Here is a 16,060-nt window from a genome sequence, read left to right as displayed (position 1 = left end):
GTCCGGACGACCTGTGCTTCGCCTGCATTTGGCCCAAGAGGACCGCCCGCGAGGGCGCCACGCGCCAAAAAAGCAATGCGGAACCCTTTGAGCAATGTTAGTATTTGCTAATTGACGCGAAAGCGACCTAGCAGAATGGGCGATCGGGTCGCCACGGAAGTGGCTTGCTGACCTGGAGCCGAGATGCCCGGTATTGTCGCTGACGACCCTTTGGATCGTTGTTCGGAGCGTGCAGGCTGATCTGTCCCGAACGGATGCCATCAGGCGCGCGGTGCATCATGGCTGCATTGGACGAACAGGTTGCCCGGCGTCGGGAGTGGAAAAGCCTGTCGTCACGTTCACGGAGAGAATCTCCAATGAACTTCCAAGGGAGGCAAGCATGCAAATCCGCAAGAGCCGCGGCCCGTCGCGCCGCGATGTGATCAAGACCGCCACCGCCGCTGGCATCGCCGCAAGCGTTGGTCCGTTCTTCCACGCGACCCCCCTCAGCGCTGCCAGCACGCTGAAGATCCTGCAGTGGAGCCATTTCGTTCCGGCCTACGACACCTGGTTCAACACCGAATACGTCAAGAAATGGGGTGCGGAGAACGACACGGAAGTTGTCGTCGACAACATCAATCTCGCCCTTATTCCCTCGCGCGCGGCGGCTGAAGTCTCCGCGCAGCAGGGTCATGACCTCGTGATGTTCCTGTCGCCGCCCTCGGTCTATGAGGATCAGGTGGTCGACATGAAGGACGTCTATGCCGAGTGCGAGAAGACCTACGGCAAGCCGGTCGACCTGGCGGTCAAGAGCACCTTCAATCCGAAGACCGGCAAGTACTTTGCGTTTTCCGACAGCTTCGTGCCCGACCCGGTCAACTATCGTTCCGACTTGTGGGGCCACATCGCCATGACGCCGAATACCTGGGAGGATGTTCGCGTCGGCGGCAAAAAGATCAAGGACGCGACCGGCACTCCTGTGGGCATCGGACTGTCAGCCGAGCTCGATACCGCCATGGCGATGCGTGCCATCATGTATTCGTTCGGTGCGCACGAGCAGGACGAGACGGGCAATCTCACGATCAATTCGCCGCAGACGGTCGAGGCGCTCAAGTTCGTGAAGGCGCTGTTCGAAGAGGCGATGACGCCGGAAGTGCTCGCTTGGGACGCCTCGTCGAACAACCGGCAAATGCTCGCCGGCCGATCGTCGCTGGTGTTGAACGCCATTTCGGTTACCCGCACCGGCGAGAACACCAATCTGCCGATCCACGAGAAGATCGCGCTCGCCAAGGCGGCGGAGGGCCCGGTGCGGCGCATCGGGCTGGAGCACGTGATGGACTGCTATGTGATCTGGAAATTCTCGCAGAACATCAAGGGCGCGCAGAAATTCCTGGTCGACTACATCAACAACTTCGGCGTGGCCTTCAAGGCGAGCCAGTTCTACAACTTCCCCTGCTTCGCCAACACGGTGCCCGACTTGAAGGAGCTGGTCGCCACCGATGCCAAGGCAGTCCCGCCCGACAAGTATTCCGTGCTGCAGGACGTGCTCGATTGGGCGACCAATGTCGGCTATCCCGGCTACTCGAACGCTGCAATTGACGAAGCCTTCGGCAATTGGACGCTGAACACCATGTTCGCCAAGGTGGCGACCGGCTACGATACGCCGGAGGATGCGGTCGCGATGGCCGAGAAGGCGATGCAGGCGATCTGGGCGAAGTGGAAGGAAAGGGGCATGATCTGATCTCCTTGTCCTCACACTTGGCGTGCGCTTGGCAGACGAGGGTTCGCCTGACCGCGACCCCGTCTGCCAGTTCCGTCTTCAGAGAATTCCGAGGCGCCGATGGCAACGGTGGAGGCACGAGGTCTCTCGAAGCACTTTGACGAAGTCCACGCCGTCGACGGCATCGACCTTACGGCCGGCGAGGGTGAATTCCTCGTGCTGCTCGGCCCCTCGGGTTGCGGCAAGACCACGCTGATGCGAATGATTGCGGGTCTCGAGCGGCCCACCCGCGGCGACATCGTGATCGATGGCACGGTAGTGACCGACCTGCCGCCGCGAGCGCGCAACGTCGCCATGGTCTTCCAGAGCTACGCGCTCTATCCGCATCTGACGGTGGAGCGGAACATTTCGTTTCCGCTGCGCGCGCTCGGCGTTCCACGGCAGAAGATCCGCAACAAGGTCGAATGGGCGGCGCGCATGTTCGGCATCGAAAGCTTCCTGCATCGCAAGCCGCGCCAGCTCTCCGGCGGCGAGCGCCAACGGGTTGCGCTGGCGCGCGCCGTGGTGCGTGAGCCCGTCGTCTTCCTGCTCGACGAGCCTTTGTCGAACCTCGATGCGAAGCTGCGCAATTCCGCGCGCGACGAGCTGAAGCAGCTGCAGCGCACGCTGGGCACCACGACGATCTATGTGACGCACGACCAGGCCGAAGCCATGGGCCTCGGCGACCGCATCGCCGTGCTCAACTCCGGAAAAGTGATGCAGGTGGGTACGCCGCAAGAGATCTACGGCCGGCCGGCCAACACCTTCGTCGCGACCTTCATTGGCTCGCCGCCCATGAACCTCGTGGAGGATGGCGACACCTGGCTCGGCTTCCGGCCGGAGGCCTTCCTGCCGCGCGGCGTCGAGCGCGAGGACGACGCGGTGGCGATGCCCCTCCAGGTCACGCGCGTCGAATATCTCGGCGCTGACCGGCTGGTCTACGGCGTGCTCGAGGGCCGCGCGCCGGAGACGCATGTCATCTCGAAAATCCCGAGCAACATCCGCATCGAGATCGCCGCCGGGGAGCGGCTTGATTTCGTCATCCGCCGCAGCGATATCGGGCGCTTCGACTGTGCCACCGGGCGCCGTGTCGACGGAGACGCGCGGTGAGCGTCGCGTCGATCCCACGCGGAGCGGTGCGCACGCAGCGCGCTGGCGCGCTGGCGCGGCTGGCCGACAGCGAGCGATGGCTGTGGCGCATCATGCTTGCGCCGGCCATCTTGTACATCATCGTGCTGGTGGGCTTCCCGTTCATCGTGTCGCTCTACTACAGCCTGTCGGACGCCACTGTCGCCAGCCGCGCCCTGAACTTCGCCGGCCTGGTGAATTTCCGCCGGGTGATCGAGAGCAGCACCTTCTGGCTCGCCCTGCGCAACACGCTGGTCATCACGGCGATTTCGCAGATCTTCATCGTCGTGCTGGCCAACGCGCTGGCCATGGCGCTGATTGTGGACTTCCGCGGCAAATGGTTGGTGCGCCTCCTGATCCTGCTGCCCTGGGTAGCGCCGATCTCGCTCGGCTCGATCGGCTGGCTGTGGATCTACGATTCGATCTACAGCATCATCAATTGGACCGGGCAGCGGATTGGCGTTCTCGGACCGAACGAATGGCCGATCTGGCTCGGTCAGCCGAACCTGGCGCTCGCCTCGATCGTCATCGTCAACATCTGGCGGCTGCTCCCGCTGGCCACCGTAATCATCCTCGCCGGGCTGACTTCGATCCCACAGGATATCCATGACGCCGCCGCGATCGACGGCGCCGGCTTCTGGCGCCGCCACTTCCAGATCACCATGCCACTCATCCTGCCGATCACGCTGGTGGCGGTGCTCTTCGGCATCATCTTCACCTTCACCGACATGATCGTGGTTTTCGTGCTGACCCGCGGTGGTCCCTACGACTCGACTCAGGTCATCGCGAGCTGGGCCTATTTCACCGGCATCCAGGGTGGCGACCTTGCCGGCGGCGCCGCCATCTCGTTGTTCATGTTCCCTGTGCTGGTGGCGGTCGCGATCCTGTTCCTTGTCCTCGCCCGCCGGGCGGAGGTCACCTGATGACCCCGGCCACTGCACGCGCGCGCCGGGCGGCCGCCGCAGGCGGACACGCGGGAATCCTCGTCTTCTTCGTCACCTTCCTGGCGTTTCCCTTCTATTGGATGGTGATCACCACCTTCAAGACGACGCAGGACCTACACGACACCGGCAACAATCCGTACCTGTTCAACGACCCGCCGACGCTCGAGCATCTGGCCCTCCTGTTCGAACAGACCCAATATCTCCAGTGGCTCATCAACACCGCGCTCGTCGGCGTCGCGGTGGTCGCCATCACCCTCGCGCTGGCGGTGCCGGCCGGCTACGCGCTGGCGCGCATGACTGGTGCCTGGGCGCAGACGCTCGGAATCGCGATCTTTCTCACCTACCTCGTACCGCCCACCATCCTCTTCATTCCTTTTGCCCGGATTATCGCGCTCCTCGGCCTGCAGGATTCTCTGTGGTCGCTGGTGCTCGTCTATCCGAGCTTCACCGTGCCCTTCTGCACCTGGCTCCTGATGGGCTTCTACAAGGCGATCCCGCGCGACCTCGAGGAGGCTGCCATGATCGACGGGCTCTCCCGCTTCGGCGCCTTCGTCAAGGTGGTGCTGCCGATCTCGCTCGCCGGCATCCTGACCGTGATCATCTTCGCCTTCACGCTGGTGACGCAGGAATTCGTCTACGGGCTGACGTTCATCACCTCATCCTCGAGTTACACTGTCAGCGTCGGCGTCCCGACGTTCCTCGTGCGCGGTGACGTCTATTTCTGGGGCTCGATGATGGCCGCCTGCCTGATCGCCAGCGTTCCGATCGCGGTCATCTATAACTTCTTCGTCGACCGCTTCGTGGCGGGGTTTACGGTCGGCGCGGTGAAATAGGCTCCGACCGGCTCAGTCGCAAACGCCGTGAAAGGGGTGCGCGACCTTCGCTGCATCCAGCACGAATGTCGCGACTGGCGCTGGTTGCTCGTTCCGGCCAGAGACGTACGGCAGGAAACAAACCCCAAGCGGCCTTACGGCCTCGGTTCCAGGCACCACCACTACCGCAACAAGTCGGCGAGGCGTTCAGGCTTGGGCCTGCCGCGCGTGAGGTCGAGGCCCGACAGGAGATCGAGCATGTGATGCTTCATCAACTCCGCAGCCTCTGCGGGCTTGTGGGCCTCAATGGTGTCGATCAGCGCATGGTGGGCATGGCTCTTGCCGGTCGTTTCACGCTGTTTCAAGCAGAGCACGATGAGTGGGAGACGAGGTCGCGCACGACGTCCGTGAAAACGCAGTGGTCGGCGATCTCCGCGATGCCGACATGGAACCGCGAGAACAGCATGATCGCGTCGCTGTTGCGCCCGGCTTTCGTCGCCCTTCTCCTGGTCACGGCGCGTCGCAAGGCGGTCTCCCGCCTTGTTCTGATCGACATCATCGCCAACGTCCTCTGGGTGCTCGCCAGCTTCGGGCTGCTGTTCTCCGGCTCGGTGTCCCCGAACCTGCTCGGCACGGCCTTCATCGCCGCCCAGGCACTGGTCGTCGGCCTGTTCGCAGTGCTGCAATTCATGGGCTGCGTCGCTCCGCTGCCGCGTGACACGAACGCCAACCGAGAAGGAGCACGGCCATGCATGCGATCGCGCGCAGATGGATCGAGGATGTGCTGGCGCGGTCGCCCTTCGCGACACCGCTGGGGATCGAGGTGGTCGAGGCGGAGACGGGCAGGGTGGTCATGAAGCTTCCTTTCCGCCCGCAACTGGCAACGGCGGGATCGATCGCCCATGGCGGCGCCATCGCGACCTTGATCGACGTGACGGGAGCGGCGGCATCCGCTTCCGGTCTTGCCGACGGTGATGCCATCGGCGGAGCGACCGCCAACCTGGCCGAGACCGACGGCTGCGGTCTCACCACCGAAGCGCTCGTCATCCAGCGCGGCCGGAACCAGACAGTGTCGGACGTGACGGTGCGCGACGAGGCGGGCCGCCTGGTGGCGAAGGCCATGGTGACCAGCCGGATCTTTCAGCGGCCTGTGACCGGCGTAGCTTAGGCGAGGTAGCTACCGCCTCGGCCCGAAACCGGATTTGTCGCGCGAGCCAAGCGAGGGGGAAGCGCCGTTCCTCAGTTGCCAGGTCGGAGGCGTATTCCGCTTCAATAAGGGACAGGGACCAGAGCAACTGTGCTGGCACTTCGGGCGGTAACGTCACTTTTGTCAGACACGTGGCCCGACAGCGGCTCGCCGCCTACGACAAAGCAGCACGATGAGACACCGGAGCTGCGGCGTGGTGACACTGGGCTTAAAAGCCGGGATGCGGGCCTGAGCCACTTCAATGTTGCGCTTCGATGCCCCAGCGCGCAGGCGACCGCAGGGCCGCGATGTCCGCCACGCCGAGTAAGCCCATGGCGGTATCCATTTCGCGCAGCATCATGGCCAGCACGGAACTCGCGCCCTCCTCGTCGCCGGCTGCAAGACCCCACAGCGGAAGCCGGCCCAGCATCACGCCCTGGGCACCCATGGCCAGATATTTCAGCACGTCCGTGCCGCGCCTGACGCCGCTGTCGGCCAGTATCGTCATGCGATCGCCAAACGCCTCCGCGATCGCTGAAAGGCAGCTTGCCGTAGACGGAAGGCAATCGAGATTGCGCCCCCCATGCGCGGAAACCACGACACCGTCCACGCCTACGGCCAGGGCCAGCTCGGCATCCTCAATCGAGAGGACGCCCTTCACGACGAGCTTGCCCGGCCACTCGTCGCGGAGCCGCTTCACGTCTCCCCAGGAAAGGTTTGTCTCCAGCCGCACGGCCTCCTGCACATTGGCGCGGGTGATGGCGCTGCGGTACTCGGCCGGATAGTGCCCATAGGTCGGCACGCCGCCGGCGAGCATGTAGCGCAGCATCACGCCCAGCAGCCAGCGCGGGTGAACGGCCATATCGACGAGATTGCGCAGGGTCGGCTTGAACGGGATGCCGAAGCCGTTGCGCTGGTTGTATTCGCGGTTGGGCGACATCTGTGTGTCGGCGGTCACGACGAGGCATTCGCAGTCGCATGCCCGCACCCGCTTCAGGAGATCGGCGGTCAGTGTGCGGTCACGCCAGACATAGAGCTGGAACCACAACGTCGCGTCCTGCGCGGCGCGGCGGATTTCCTCGATGGTGGTGACGGACTGGGTCGACACGCTGAACGGGATGCCGAGCGCTGCCGCAGCGCGCGCCAGCTTCAATTCGCCATTATGGGCGACGAGGCCGGCAAGTGCTGTCGGCGCGATGACAAGCGGCGTCGGGAACCGCCTGCCGAAAAGGGTCGTGCCGGGCTCACGCCTCGCATGGCCTGAAAGCACCGATGGCCGCAGCACCACAGAATCCAGCGAGCTCCGCAGCCGGGACAGCGCAAGCTCGTCCTCTGTGCCCCGATCGATATATTCGAACAGGCCGCGCGGTAGTTTGCGCCGCGCCCGTTCGCGGTAATCGCCAGTGTTCAGCAGCATGCGGTTTCTCTAGGAGGAGATCACCCAGATCACTTCGGCATCCTCGGGACCCTCCGACGTCCAGATGTGTGGGGTTCCGGCGTCGTAGTAGAGGCTGTCGCCCGCATTGAGGATGAGGGGTTCGTAGATCTGGCTGTGGACCACCATCGTCCCCTTGACCACCGTCACGAAGATTTCGGCGTCGCTGACCGGCCAGGATCGGTACTCTTCGGGCGAGCGCGCCGTTACCCGCGTGCGGATCGGCGTCATGCGCTTGTCCAGCAGGTCCGCGCACAACATGGTGTTGGCGCAGCTGTTCGACTGGTAAGGGCGCCCCTCATTCGTCCTTGTCACGCTGCGGCGGCCGGGCAGGCTGCGGGAGGCTTCCCTGTCGTTGAGAAGCGCGACCACGTCGAGCTCGTAGCCGCGGGCGACGCGCTGCAAGGTCGAGATCGTCGGCGACAATTCGTTGCGCTCGATCTTCGACAGCGCCGACGCGGAGACGCCGGTACGCTTGCTCGCCTGCTGGAGCGTCCAGCCCTGCTGCTGACGAAGCTGGGCCAGCCTTGCCCCTATGTCCAGGTCGGGCACCGCCGTTTCGACACCGGGTTCCATGACTTTGGCAGGTCGGACGTTCATTGCTGACTCCAGCTCTCTTGCTGTCTGGCAACCGGGCGGAACCCGCCAAGCGACATAGCTCCCTTATACGATGTCCCTTCCTGCGGGGAAAGTGCGGATAGTACGATTATCCACTATACGAAAAGAATTTGACGATACAGCTTGACACTAGAAAGTCGTTTCGTATGGTAGACGGCTAAGAGGGGTCGGCCACAAAGCCCCCAGGGAAATTGCCAGAAGCATCTATATCGAGGGTGAACTTGAGCGCCGTCGGGCTATCGGCCCGCCGCGTCGGGGTCACTATGCCATCCACCACCGACAGCGGAGTTGAGGAAATGAATTCCATCATACGAAAACTGGGTGTTCTTTGCGCTGCGGCGACAATGAGCCTTGGAACCTTGATGATCGGTGCTGCCGACGCGCAGACGATCGTGCGCTTCGGACACGTCGACGGCGAAGGCGACCTGCTGGCAAACCCCTACTGGGCCTACTCCGAGGTGTTCAGCTCGATCGTCAAGTCGCACACCGGCGGACGCTACGAGATCCAGGTGTTCCCTAATGGCCAACTCGGCGACCTGGAGTCGCTGCTTGAACAGAATGCGCGCGGATCGCTGCAGATCGTCGGCGGCCTGAATGCTGGCCACGTGGCGGCTTACGCGCCCGCTGCGCAGGTGCTGGAGATGCCCTACACTTTCGCAACCACCGAAGTGGCGCGCGAGGTTCTCGAAGGACCGTTCGGCAAGAAGCTTTCCGATGTCGTCGCCGAGCAGAGCGGTGTTCGCATCCTCAACTACCTGCCGTCCGCGTTCCGCAACTTCTCGAATTCCGTGCGGCCGATACGCACGCCGGAAGACATGGTGGGGCTGAAGATCCGCACCCAGCAGGTTCCGATCCACATCAAGATGGTCGAGGCGCTCGGCGCGTCGCCCACCCCGATCGCCTGGGCGGAGCTTTACAGCGCGCTGCAGACGGGCGTGGTCGACGGGCAGGAGAACGCGCCCTACACCATGCTTCTGGCCAATCTGCAGGAAGTGCAGAAGTATTATACGCTGGATCACCACCTCATCAACATGCCGCTCATCACCATCAATGAGGAATTCTACCAGAGCCTCAGCGAAGAAGACCGCGCGGCGTTCGATTATGCCGGTCGCCAGGCGACCTTTGCCATGCTCGGCATCATCGCGGCGAAGGAATCGCAAGACCTGAAGGTGATCGAGAAAGCGGGCGTCGAAATCTACCAGCCGACGGCGGAGGAGTTCCAGGCGTTCGTCGAGAAGAGCCAGCAGCCGATCGCCGAGATGCTCACCGAGCAGGTCGGCGCGGAGCTGATCGGGGAATTGCGGCAGGCTATCGCCGACACGCAGGACTAGTCATCGTGGCGCCCGCGCCGCACGGCGCGGGTTCGTCCTGCCGGATCTAGACAATTCGATCCGGTCCAACCATCGGAGAGCGGAGGCGTCATTGCTCAGAACTCTCGAAATGCTCGCAGGCGTCCTGGGTTTCATCGCCTCCCTTGCCGCCCGGGTCATGCTCATCCTAGTTGCAGCCATCCTGTTCATCCAGGTCGTGCTGCGCTACGGCTTAGGCTTCTCGCTTCCGTGGCCGGAGGAGGCCGCGCGCTACCTGATGATATGGGTGGTGATGCTGGCGGGCAGCCTGCTGGTGAAGGACGAACAGCTCGTTCGCGTTGATTTCTTCGACTGGTACTGGCCGCGCCGGCTGCTTTCGCTCCGCAACGCGATCTTCCGCCTGATGCTGTGCGTGCTGCTCGCCGTACTCGTCTGGAAAGGCTACGAGAATGCCGACTTCGGACAGCGTCGCATGTCTGCAACGCTACAGGTCAGCTTTTACTGGATCTACCTCTCCGTGCCCGTCGGCGCAGCCCTGATGCTGTTCCACATGCTGGTTCTGGCGCTGCGCGACTTTGTCCGCGGCACGCCCGAGACCGCCGAACCCTCCATCCTCAAAGCCGAGATCTGAGGCAGCCCGATGGACCAATCGCTTCTCATCGTCATCGGCCTCCTGCTCGTGCTCATGGTTATGGGCAGCCCCGTCATATTCGCAATCGGCTTCGCGGGGATGGCCTACTTCGTCATCAAGCCCGGTATGGCCGGCATGCTCGATATCTACGCCCACAAGTTCTTCACCGGCATGGATGTCTTCATCTGGCTGTCGATCCCGCTCTTCATCATCGCTGGCGAGATCATGACCGCGATTGGCATGACCGACCGGCTGGTGAACCTCTCTCGCCTGATGGTCGGCCGGCTTCGCGGCGGCCTGGCCTATGTCAATGTCGTCGGCTCGATGATGTTTTCCGGCGTGTCCGGATCCGCGCTGGCCGACATCTCCGCGCTCGGACCGGTCGAGATCAAGATGATGGAGAAGGACGGCTACCGGAAGGATTTTGCGGCCGCGCTGACCGTCAGTTCCGCGATCCAGGGGCCCATCATCCCGCCCTCCATCCCGCTGATCATCTTCTCCGCGTTGACCAACACCTCGGTCGCCGCGCTGTTCCTGGCCGGCGCGGTGCCGGGCATGATGCTCGGCGTCGCGCAGATGGCCGTCGTCTTCTATCTGGCGCGCAAGAAGGGCTTTCCGCGGAACCCGATCGAGGGCCTCACCCTCGGCGTCGCCTTCCACATCTTCATGAGCGCCTTCTGGGCGATCTTCATGCCGCTGATCATCCTGGGCGGCATCATCTCCGGCATCTTCACGGCAACGGAAGCAGCCGCGATCGCGGTTGCCTACGCGCTGCTGGTCGGCGTGCTCGCCTACCGCAACCTGTCGCTGAAGGCGTTCTGGGACATCATCGACCGGGCCGCGCGCACTTCGGCATCCGTCTATCTGATCGTTGGTTTCGCGACCATCATAAGCTGGGTGCTGGCCAACGAACGCGTGCCGAGCGAGCTGCAGGCGCTCGTGCAGGATCTCCAGCTCGAGCCGTGGACGCTACTGCTGCTCCTCAACCTGTTCTTCCTGATCAACGGCCTGTGGATCGGCGATTCCGTGCAGCTTCTGCTGTTTGCGCCGCTGTTCACGCCGCTGCTCGCCGCGATGGGCGTCGATCCGGTTCATTTCGGCGTCATCATGGTGCTCAACGTGATGATAGGCCTGATGACGCCGCCCTACGGGCTGGCGCTCTATCTAGGCTCGACGATATCCGGGGTGCCGCTCGGCGCGATCGTGCGCCAGAGCGTGCCCTTCCTCCTCTCCAATCTGGCGGTGCTGCTCGTCGTCACCTACGTACCTGCGATCTCATTGACGCTGCCGCGATGGTTCGGTTTCCTATGATCTTTCTGAAAGGATTTTCTGGATGACTCTGAAAAAAGACGACCTGTCGGGCCTCTTCACGGCAATCGTCACGCCCTTCACGGACGATGCCTCCGTCGACTTCGAGGCGCTGCGGTCGCTGGTCCGCTTCCAGATCGAAGCGGGCGCAACCGGCATCGTGCCGATCGGCGGCACCGGCGAGTATCCGGCCCTGTCGCGCGGCGAGCGCGCCGACATCGTTCGGGCATGTGTCGAAGCAGCCGCCGGCGCGCCGGTGCTGCCGGGCGTGCTAGCTACCGGTTTCGCCGACGCGGTGGATGCGGGCCGCGACTTCGTGGCCGCCGGTGCGAGCGGCGTGATGACGGTCACGCCCTATTATGCCGCTGGCACGCAGGAGGGCATGCGCACCTATTTCCGCAAGTATCGCGATGCGGTCGACGCGCCGGTGCTCGCCTACGAAATTCCCCGCCGCACCGGGGTGGCGCTGAAGGCGGAGACGATCGCCGCGCTCGCCGACGATGGCTCAATCATCGGCATGAAGTGCTCGTCCTACGACATGCCCGAATTCATCCAGACGATGAAGCTCGCCGGCGACAAGCTTGCCGTGCTCAGCGGCGAGGAGCCGCTTTTCGCCACCCATGTGGCGCTCGGCGCGCGCGGCGGTGTGCTCGCTTCGGCGACCGTCTATCCGCACCACTGGATCGAAGTGTTCAAGCTCGCCCGCGACGGCAAGCTCGACGCTGCGATCGCGCATCAGCAGCGTCTCGATCGGGTCGTCAAGACGATCTTCCTGGAGACCAATCCGGGTCCGCTCAAATACTATATGAGCCTTGCCGGCATGCGCGCCGGCGGCGTGCGCCTGCCGCTCACCGACCCGACGCCGGAAACGCGCAAGGCACTTGAAGCGGCCTATGCCGGCATGGCGAAAGCGATTGCCGCGTGAGCACGCTGGTCGATAGGCTCCGAACGGTCCTTGGCGAGCGAGGCCTGATCGCCGACCAGCGCGAGATGGCACCGTTCGTCAGGGATTTCCGCGGCCGCATGACGGGCGCGGCAGAGGCCGTCGCTCTTCCGGCGAGCACCGACGAGGCGGCTGCCGTCGTCGACATAGCGCGCGAGCACGACGCTGTGATCTTCCCGATCGGCGGCAATACGGGGCTGTGCTACGGCGCCGTGCCGACTGCCCCTGGCGGCCGCCCGGCGATCGTCGTCGGCATGGGCAAGATGACGAGCCTGCGGGCCGTCGACCGTGCCGCCAACGTGCTCACGGTGGACGCCGGCATGGCTCTTGCGCGCGTGCACGAGCTTGCGGCCGCCGAGGGCCGGCAGTTCCCGCTACATCTCGGCAGCGAAGGGACGGCCCAGATCGGCGGCCTGATCTCGACCAATGCTGGCGGCACCGGCGTGCTGCGCTATGGCCCGATGCGCGATCTCGTCTGCGGCATCGAGGCGGTTCTGCCGGACGGCAGCATCTATCGTGATCTAGACGCGCTGCGCAAGAACAACACCGGTTACGACCTCAAGCATCTCCTGATCGGCGCGGAAGGTACGCTCGGCCTCGTCACCGGCGCTGCGTTGCGTCTGCGCCAGCCGAACAGGACGTTTGCGCACGGCTGGATCTCCGTCACCGGGCCTAAGTCCGCGGTCGAGCTACTGTCCCGCCTCCAGGAACGCTGCGGCGACACGATCGAGGCCTTCGAGATGCTCAATCGGGCCGAGGTGGACTGCGTATTGCGGCACATTCCGCGCACACGGCTGCCTTTCAACGCCACGCCGGCGTGGTCGGTCATGATTGAGCTCGCCCATACCGACCCCGAAGCGGACCTCGTCTCCGCGCTCGAGGAGGTGATGGCCGCCGCGCTGGAAGCCGACCTCGCCGACGATGCTTTCGTCGCGCAGAGCGAGGCCCAGGCGAAAGAGATCTGGCACATCCGCCACTCGGTCACTGAGGCGCACAAGATCGAGGGAGTCGGCATCGTCCACGACACCGCAGTGCGCAACTCGGCCGTTGCCGGTTTCATCGAGGCGGCCGACGAGATGTCGGCGAGGTTCTTCCCGGAAGCCCGCGTGCTCGTCGTCTCCCACCTGGGGGACGGGAACGTGCACTATATTCTCATGTTCCCACACGACTACTGGCGGGCCCTGCCCGACAGAGAGGCGAAAGCACTCGAGGTGGAGATGGCCGTACACAACATCGCCGTGCGCTTCGGCGGCACCATCAGCGCCGAGCATGGAATCGGTCGCAAGCTCACCTCGGAGCTACGGCGGCTGGGCGACCCAGTGAAACTCTCCGTGATGCGACAGATCAAACGTGCACTCGATCCACGCGATATTATGAATCCCGGCGCGTTGCTGGTCTGAGGCCCCCCCGAACGGTTCTGCAGGCCTTCTCGGCTTCGCTCGCAAGGTCGGACCGAATAAGATGGAGCGGCAGCCAGCAGACATAAGTTTGTGGCGTGTCGTCAAGAGTGTCGGCGAAGGCCCGGAATAAGGTGCGGCGCCATATGCCGGCCGCCGCGGTTGCAGACTGGCCGCGATGAATGCGTTCGAACTGGCGCCGCAGTCGGGTGACGGGAGCCTTGGGCAGGCGGCGCGCATGGAAGCCAGTGCCACCGAACGTCTTTCGATCAAGAACCAGTTCCTCCCGAGCGGCCTCTTCTTGCAACTGATCAGCGTCGATCGATAGCGTCGCATGGAGGATTCCGGGCGTGTAGCCGGAATCGTGCTCGTCGCCGTGGTAAGCCTGCGGTTCCTCAGAGAGGCGGCACAGCGCCGTCATGTGTCAAGAAGCGGGAGTTAGGCTCTATTGATGCCAATTAGGGCTCCGAACCGGCGGGACGGGTTGAACTCGCGCAGTACCAACGTCCGAAATGCATATGATGCACCTACGTCCGGAAGTCGCGCCGGTTGCTCGTTCCGGTCAGAGACGTACGGCAGGAAACAAACCCCAAGCGGCCTTACGGCCTCGGTTCCAGGTGCCAGACCACCACTACCGCAACAAGTCGGCGAGGCGTTCGGGCTTGGGGCTGGCGCGCGTGAGGTCGAGGCCCGACAGGAGGTCAAGCATATGGTGCCTCATCAACTCCGCCGCTTCCGCGGGTTTGTGGGCTTCGATGGCGTCGACCAGCGCATGGTGGGCATGGCTCTCGCAGGTCGTTTCACGCCGTTTCCAGTAGAGCGCGATGATGAGGGAGGAGTGGGAGACGAGGTCGCGCACGAAGTCCGTGAAAACGGAGTGGTCGGCGATCTCCGCGATGCCGACGTGGAACCGCGCGGACAGCATGATCGCGTCGCTGTTGCGCCCGGCTTTCGTCGCCCTCCTCCTGGTCACGGCGCGGCGCCAGACGGTTTCCCGCCTCGTCCTGATCGATACCATCGCCATCAACGTGCTTTGGGTGGTCGCCAGCTTCGGGCTGCGGATCTCCGGTTCTGTGGCGCCCAACGTTCTCGGTATCGCCTTCGTTGCCGCCCAGGCGCTGACCGTAGCCTTGTTTGCCGAACTGCAATTCGTCGGCCTGCGCCGTTCGGCGGCCGCTTGACCCGGTTCCCGCAGAAGGAGGATGGCAAATGCATGCGATCGCACGCGGATGGATCGAGGATGTCCTGGCGAAGTCGCCCTTCGCGGCACCGCGGCGATTTTCATGCCCGACGAGCGATTGTTTCGTCGGCGAGGGTACCGTCCAGGACGGTCAAGAGTGTGTTGAGGGGGTGAAAACGCTTCCATCACCCTTTGACGGCCAGAACGGAAATGCTCTTGACGCCCCATTTCTCCTGCGCGCTTCTCGCATTGTCCGAGATGAAACGGTAGCTGGGATTGTCCCGAACCGTCTTGACCCGAAGCCCGGCGGCCTCGATGGCAGCACGATATTTGTCGTGCTGCATGGCCCCGCCGATGCAGGCGGCCCAAAGGTTGGCGTTGCAGACAACCGTGTCGGGCAACTGGCGTTCCGTGACGATGTCCGAAAGGGCAAGCCGCCCCCCGTGCTTCAGGATACGAGCGGCCTCCTGGAACACCGCCACCTTGTCAGGGGCGAGATTGATGACGCCGTTGCTGAGAACGGCATCGGCGAAATCATCGGAAATCGAGACATCGTCGATATGACCCTCGACGTAGGCGATCTGGTGAATGCCGGCGCGATTGCGCAGTCGCTCGGCCTTCGCCCGTTGCTCGTCCGTCATGTCGACGCCAACCACCCTCCCGCCGTGACCGACCCTGAGGGCCGCAATGAAGGTATCCATGCCCGAACCGCTGCCGAGGTCGATGACGGTCTCATCTTCATTGAGATCGGCGAGATCGAAGTGGTAGCCGACGCCGGCAAACGACTCGATCGCCTCCGCCGGGATTCGGTCGAGATCGGCGGCGACGTAGCCGAGCCGTTCGGCGAGCGGGCGGCCCATCTCGAAGTGGAACTCCCCGCGCGGATCCTCGGCGACCTTGCGGTACATCGCCTTCACTTTGGATTCCAGATCCTTCGGGTCGAAGGCGACATTCGTGGTGGAAATCATGGTCACTGCCTCCCGCGATCGGCCCCAGCCGCGCGCGTCTTTGCCCACGCTTCCCTGCTTGGCCTGTTTCTCGCGCCGCAGGTGTCAGAAGCTCAACGTCGCTGCACCTGCCAGGATCCGCTCATGCATCGCGCTCGACCCGGCTATCTCAACGCCGTCGATCAGGTCGCTCTGCTCATAGCCGCGCGCCTTGACACAAGGGGTGCAGGCCCATAGTTGCCCGCCGCGGGCGAGAAAATCCTTGATCAGCGCCTGCAAGGGCTCGAGCGGATGCACGACCAGACCCTCAACCGCGCGCTTGCGGACGAGATCGACGGCAGCGCTGGTCAGGAAGATCGATACCTTCAGACCTGCCGTCATGCCGCCATTGGCGATCGTGAAGGCAACCGAAGACAGTTCGTGATCGGCCCCACGGGTTATGACCACGACCAATTCCTTAGGCGTTTCAGCCATGTCCGTTCT

The 16,060-nt window shown here is 63.7% G+C and carries 18 protein-coding genes and 1 pseudogene; 12 read left to right on the top strand and 7 right to left on the bottom strand.

Going from position 1 to position 16,060, the window contains the following annotated elements:
* Nucleotides 1-379: 379 nt before the first annotated feature.
* The 4 genes from JN280_RS29420 to JN280_RS29405 all read left to right on the top strand — a co-directional run bounded on the left by JN280_RS29420 (nt 380) and on the right by JN280_RS29405 (nt 4,643).
* Complete coding sequence (locus JN280_RS29420) at nt 380-1,720, top strand: ABC transporter substrate-binding protein (RefSeq protein ID WP_202307553.1); 1,341 nt, start codon at nt 380-382, stop codon at nt 1,718-1,720.
* Between the two features lie 99 nt (nt 1,721-1,819).
* Nucleotides 1,820-2,848, top strand: a complete 1,029-nt coding sequence (locus JN280_RS29415; RefSeq protein WP_202307550.1) for an ABC transporter ATP-binding protein — start codon at nt 1,820-1,822, stop codon at nt 2,846-2,848.
* The gene (locus JN280_RS29410) at nt 2,845-3,789 is read left to right on the top strand and encodes a carbohydrate ABC transporter permease (RefSeq protein WP_244742228.1); all 945 of its coding nucleotides are present in this window, start codon (nt 2,845-2,847) and stop codon (nt 3,787-3,789) included. The genes JN280_RS29415 and JN280_RS29410 overlap by 4 nt, the downstream gene beginning before the upstream one ends.
* A complete protein-coding gene (locus JN280_RS29405; RefSeq protein WP_202307548.1) occupies nt 3,789-4,643 on the top strand; it encodes a carbohydrate ABC transporter permease in 855 nt (284 codons plus the stop codon). Before JN280_RS29410 ends, JN280_RS29405 begins: the two co-directional genes overlap by 1 nt.
* A gap of 161 nt (nt 4,644-4,804) precedes the next feature.
* Here the strand turns inward: JN280_RS29405 and JN280_RS29400 are convergent, their stop codons facing one another.
* Together JN280_RS29400 and JN280_RS29395 are read right to left on the bottom strand one after the other, a co-directional pair.
* Nucleotides 4,805-4,987, bottom strand: coding sequence for a hypothetical protein (locus tag JN280_RS29400; RefSeq protein ID WP_202307546.1), 183 nt, complete (start codon nt 4,985-4,987; stop codon nt 4,805-4,807).
* Nucleotides 4,984-5,313, bottom strand: a complete 330-nt coding sequence (locus tag JN280_RS29395) for a hypothetical protein (protein WP_202307544.1) — start codon at nt 5,311-5,313, stop codon at nt 4,984-4,986. Before JN280_RS29395 ends, JN280_RS29400 begins: the two co-directional genes overlap by 4 nt.
* A 57-nt stretch (nt 5,314-5,370) precedes the next feature.
* Here JN280_RS29395 and JN280_RS29390 point away from each other — a divergent pair, with 57 nt between their 5' ends.
* Nucleotides 5,371-5,790, top strand: a complete 420-nt coding sequence (locus tag JN280_RS29390) for a PaaI family thioesterase (RefSeq protein ID WP_202307542.1) — start codon at nt 5,371-5,373, stop codon at nt 5,788-5,790.
* Between the two features lie 277 nt (nt 5,791-6,067).
* On the opposite strand, the gene JN280_RS29385 is transcribed toward JN280_RS29390, so the two are convergent.
* Complete coding sequence (locus JN280_RS29385; protein WP_202307540.1) at nt 6,068-7,225, bottom strand: alpha-hydroxy acid oxidase; 1,158 nt, start codon at nt 7,223-7,225, stop codon at nt 6,068-6,070.
* Nucleotides 7,226-7,234: 9 nt separating this feature from the next.
* Entirely contained in the window at nt 7,235-7,843 is a 609-nt protein-coding gene (locus JN280_RS29380) for a helix-turn-helix domain-containing protein (RefSeq protein ID WP_202307539.1), read from the bottom strand.
* Between the two features lie 239 nt (nt 7,844-8,082).
* On the opposite strand from JN280_RS29380, the gene JN280_RS29375 reads away from it, so the two are divergent.
* The 6 genes from JN280_RS29375 to JN280_RS29350 all read left to right on the top strand — a co-directional run bounded on the left by JN280_RS29375 (nt 8,083) and on the right by JN280_RS29350 (nt 13,778).
* Complete coding sequence (locus tag JN280_RS29375) at nt 8,083-9,192, top strand: TRAP transporter substrate-binding protein (RefSeq protein ID WP_202307538.1); 1,110 nt, start codon at nt 8,083-8,085, stop codon at nt 9,190-9,192.
* A 91-nt stretch (nt 9,193-9,283) separates the two neighbouring features.
* Nucleotides 9,284-9,802, top strand: coding sequence for a TRAP transporter small permease (locus JN280_RS29370; protein ID WP_202307537.1), 519 nt, complete (start codon nt 9,284-9,286; stop codon nt 9,800-9,802).
* Between the two features lie 9 nt (nt 9,803-9,811).
* Entirely contained in the window at nt 9,812-11,113 is a 1,302-nt protein-coding gene (locus JN280_RS29365) for a TRAP transporter large permease (RefSeq protein WP_202307536.1), read from the top strand.
* Between the two features lie 22 nt (nt 11,114-11,135).
* A complete protein-coding gene (gene dapA, locus JN280_RS29360; protein ID WP_202307535.1) occupies nt 11,136-12,035 on the top strand; it encodes a 4-hydroxy-tetrahydrodipicolinate synthase in 900 nt (299 codons plus the stop codon).
* Between the two features lie 65 nt (nt 12,036-12,100).
* Nucleotides 12,101-13,453 (top strand): FAD-binding oxidoreductase, encoded by a 1,353-nt coding sequence (locus JN280_RS29355; protein WP_244743628.1) that lies wholly within the window; start codon nt 12,101-12,103, stop codon nt 13,451-13,453.
* Nucleotides 13,454-13,628: 175 nt separating this feature from the next.
* Nucleotides 13,629-13,778: a hypothetical protein gene (locus JN280_RS29350; RefSeq protein ID WP_202307534.1), complete on the top strand. Its 150-nt coding sequence runs from the start codon at nt 13,629-13,631 to the stop codon at nt 13,776-13,778.
* Nucleotides 13,779-14,081: 303 nt separating this feature from the next.
* On the opposite strand, the pseudogene JN280_RS29345 reads toward JN280_RS29350, so the two are convergent.
* Nucleotides 14,082-14,408 (bottom strand): annotated as a pseudogene (locus JN280_RS29345) (FCD domain-containing protein); the annotation flags it as partial.
* Here JN280_RS29345 and JN280_RS29340 point away from each other — a divergent pair.
* Nucleotides 14,374-14,631 carry a hypothetical protein gene (locus JN280_RS29340; protein ID WP_202315349.1) on the top strand — a complete coding sequence of 86 codons (258 nt, stop codon included), beginning with the start codon at nt 14,374-14,376 and terminating at the stop codon, nt 14,629-14,631. The pseudogene JN280_RS29345 and the gene JN280_RS29340 overlap by 35 nt on opposite strands.
* Nucleotides 14,632-14,815: 184 nt before the next feature.
* Here the strand turns inward: JN280_RS29340 and JN280_RS29335 are convergent, their stop codons facing one another.
* A complete protein-coding gene (locus tag JN280_RS29335) occupies nt 14,816-15,598 on the bottom strand; it encodes a methyltransferase domain-containing protein (protein WP_202307533.1) in 783 nt (260 codons plus the stop codon).
* A gap of 84 nt (nt 15,599-15,682) precedes the next feature.
* Nucleotides 15,683-16,051, bottom strand: a complete 369-nt coding sequence (locus JN280_RS29330) for a DsrE family protein (protein ID WP_202307532.1) — start codon at nt 16,049-16,051, stop codon at nt 15,683-15,685.
* Between the last annotated feature and the right edge of the window lie 9 nt (nt 16,052-16,060).

This window comes from Mesorhizobium sp. L-8-10 (assembly GCF_016756635.1).
GTDB lineage: Bacteria > Pseudomonadota > Alphaproteobacteria > Rhizobiales > Rhizobiaceae.
Note: the sequence above shows the minus strand (reverse complement) of the source record. Positions and strands in the feature narration are given on the sequence as shown.

What these genes read in the sequence shown, in the direction of transcription:
- JN280_RS29420 (WP_202307553.1), top strand. Translation starts at nt 380, where the DNA reads ATGCAAATCCGCAAGAGCCGCGGCCCGTCGCGCCGCGATGTGATCAAG.
- JN280_RS29415 (WP_202307550.1), top strand. Translation starts at nt 1,820, where the DNA reads ATGGCAACGGTGGAGGCACGAGGTCTCTCGAAGCACTTTGACGAAGTC.
- JN280_RS29405 (WP_202307548.1), top strand. Translation starts at nt 3,789, where the DNA reads ATGACCCCGGCCACTGCACGCGCGCGCCGGGCGGCCGCCGCAGGCGGA.
- JN280_RS29395 (WP_202307544.1), bottom strand. Translation starts at nt 5,313, where the DNA reads ATGAATTGCAGCACTGCGAACAGGCCGACGACCAGTGCCTGGGCGGCG.
- JN280_RS29390 (WP_202307542.1), top strand. Translation starts at nt 5,371, where the DNA reads ATGCATGCGATCGCGCGCAGATGGATCGAGGATGTGCTGGCGCGGTCG.
- JN280_RS29385 (WP_202307540.1), bottom strand. Translation starts at nt 7,225, where the DNA reads ATGCTGCTGAACACTGGCGATTACCGCGAACGGGCGCGGCGCAAACTA.
- JN280_RS29380 (WP_202307539.1), bottom strand. Translation starts at nt 7,843, where the DNA reads ATGAACGTCCGACCTGCCAAAGTCATGGAACCCGGTGTCGAAACGGCG.
- JN280_RS29365 (WP_202307536.1), top strand. Translation starts at nt 9,812, where the DNA reads ATGGACCAATCGCTTCTCATCGTCATCGGCCTCCTGCTCGTGCTCATG.
- dapA (WP_202307535.1), top strand. Translation starts at nt 11,136, where the DNA reads ATGACTCTGAAAAAAGACGACCTGTCGGGCCTCTTCACGGCAATCGTC.
- JN280_RS29355 (WP_244743628.1), top strand. Translation starts at nt 12,101, where the DNA reads ATGGCACCGTTCGTCAGGGATTTCCGCGGCCGCATGACGGGCGCGGCA.
- JN280_RS29350 (WP_202307534.1), top strand. Translation starts at nt 13,629, where the DNA reads ATGAATGCGTTCGAACTGGCGCCGCAGTCGGGTGACGGGAGCCTTGGG.
- JN280_RS29340 (WP_202315349.1), top strand. Translation starts at nt 14,374, where the DNA reads ATGATCGCGTCGCTGTTGCGCCCGGCTTTCGTCGCCCTCCTCCTGGTC.
- JN280_RS29335 (WP_202307533.1), bottom strand. Translation starts at nt 15,598, where the DNA reads ATGATTTCCACCACGAATGTCGCCTTCGACCCGAAGGATCTGGAATCC.
- JN280_RS29330 (WP_202307532.1), bottom strand. Translation starts at nt 16,051, where the DNA reads ATGGCTGAAACGCCTAAGGAATTGGTCGTGGTCATAACCCGTGGGGCC.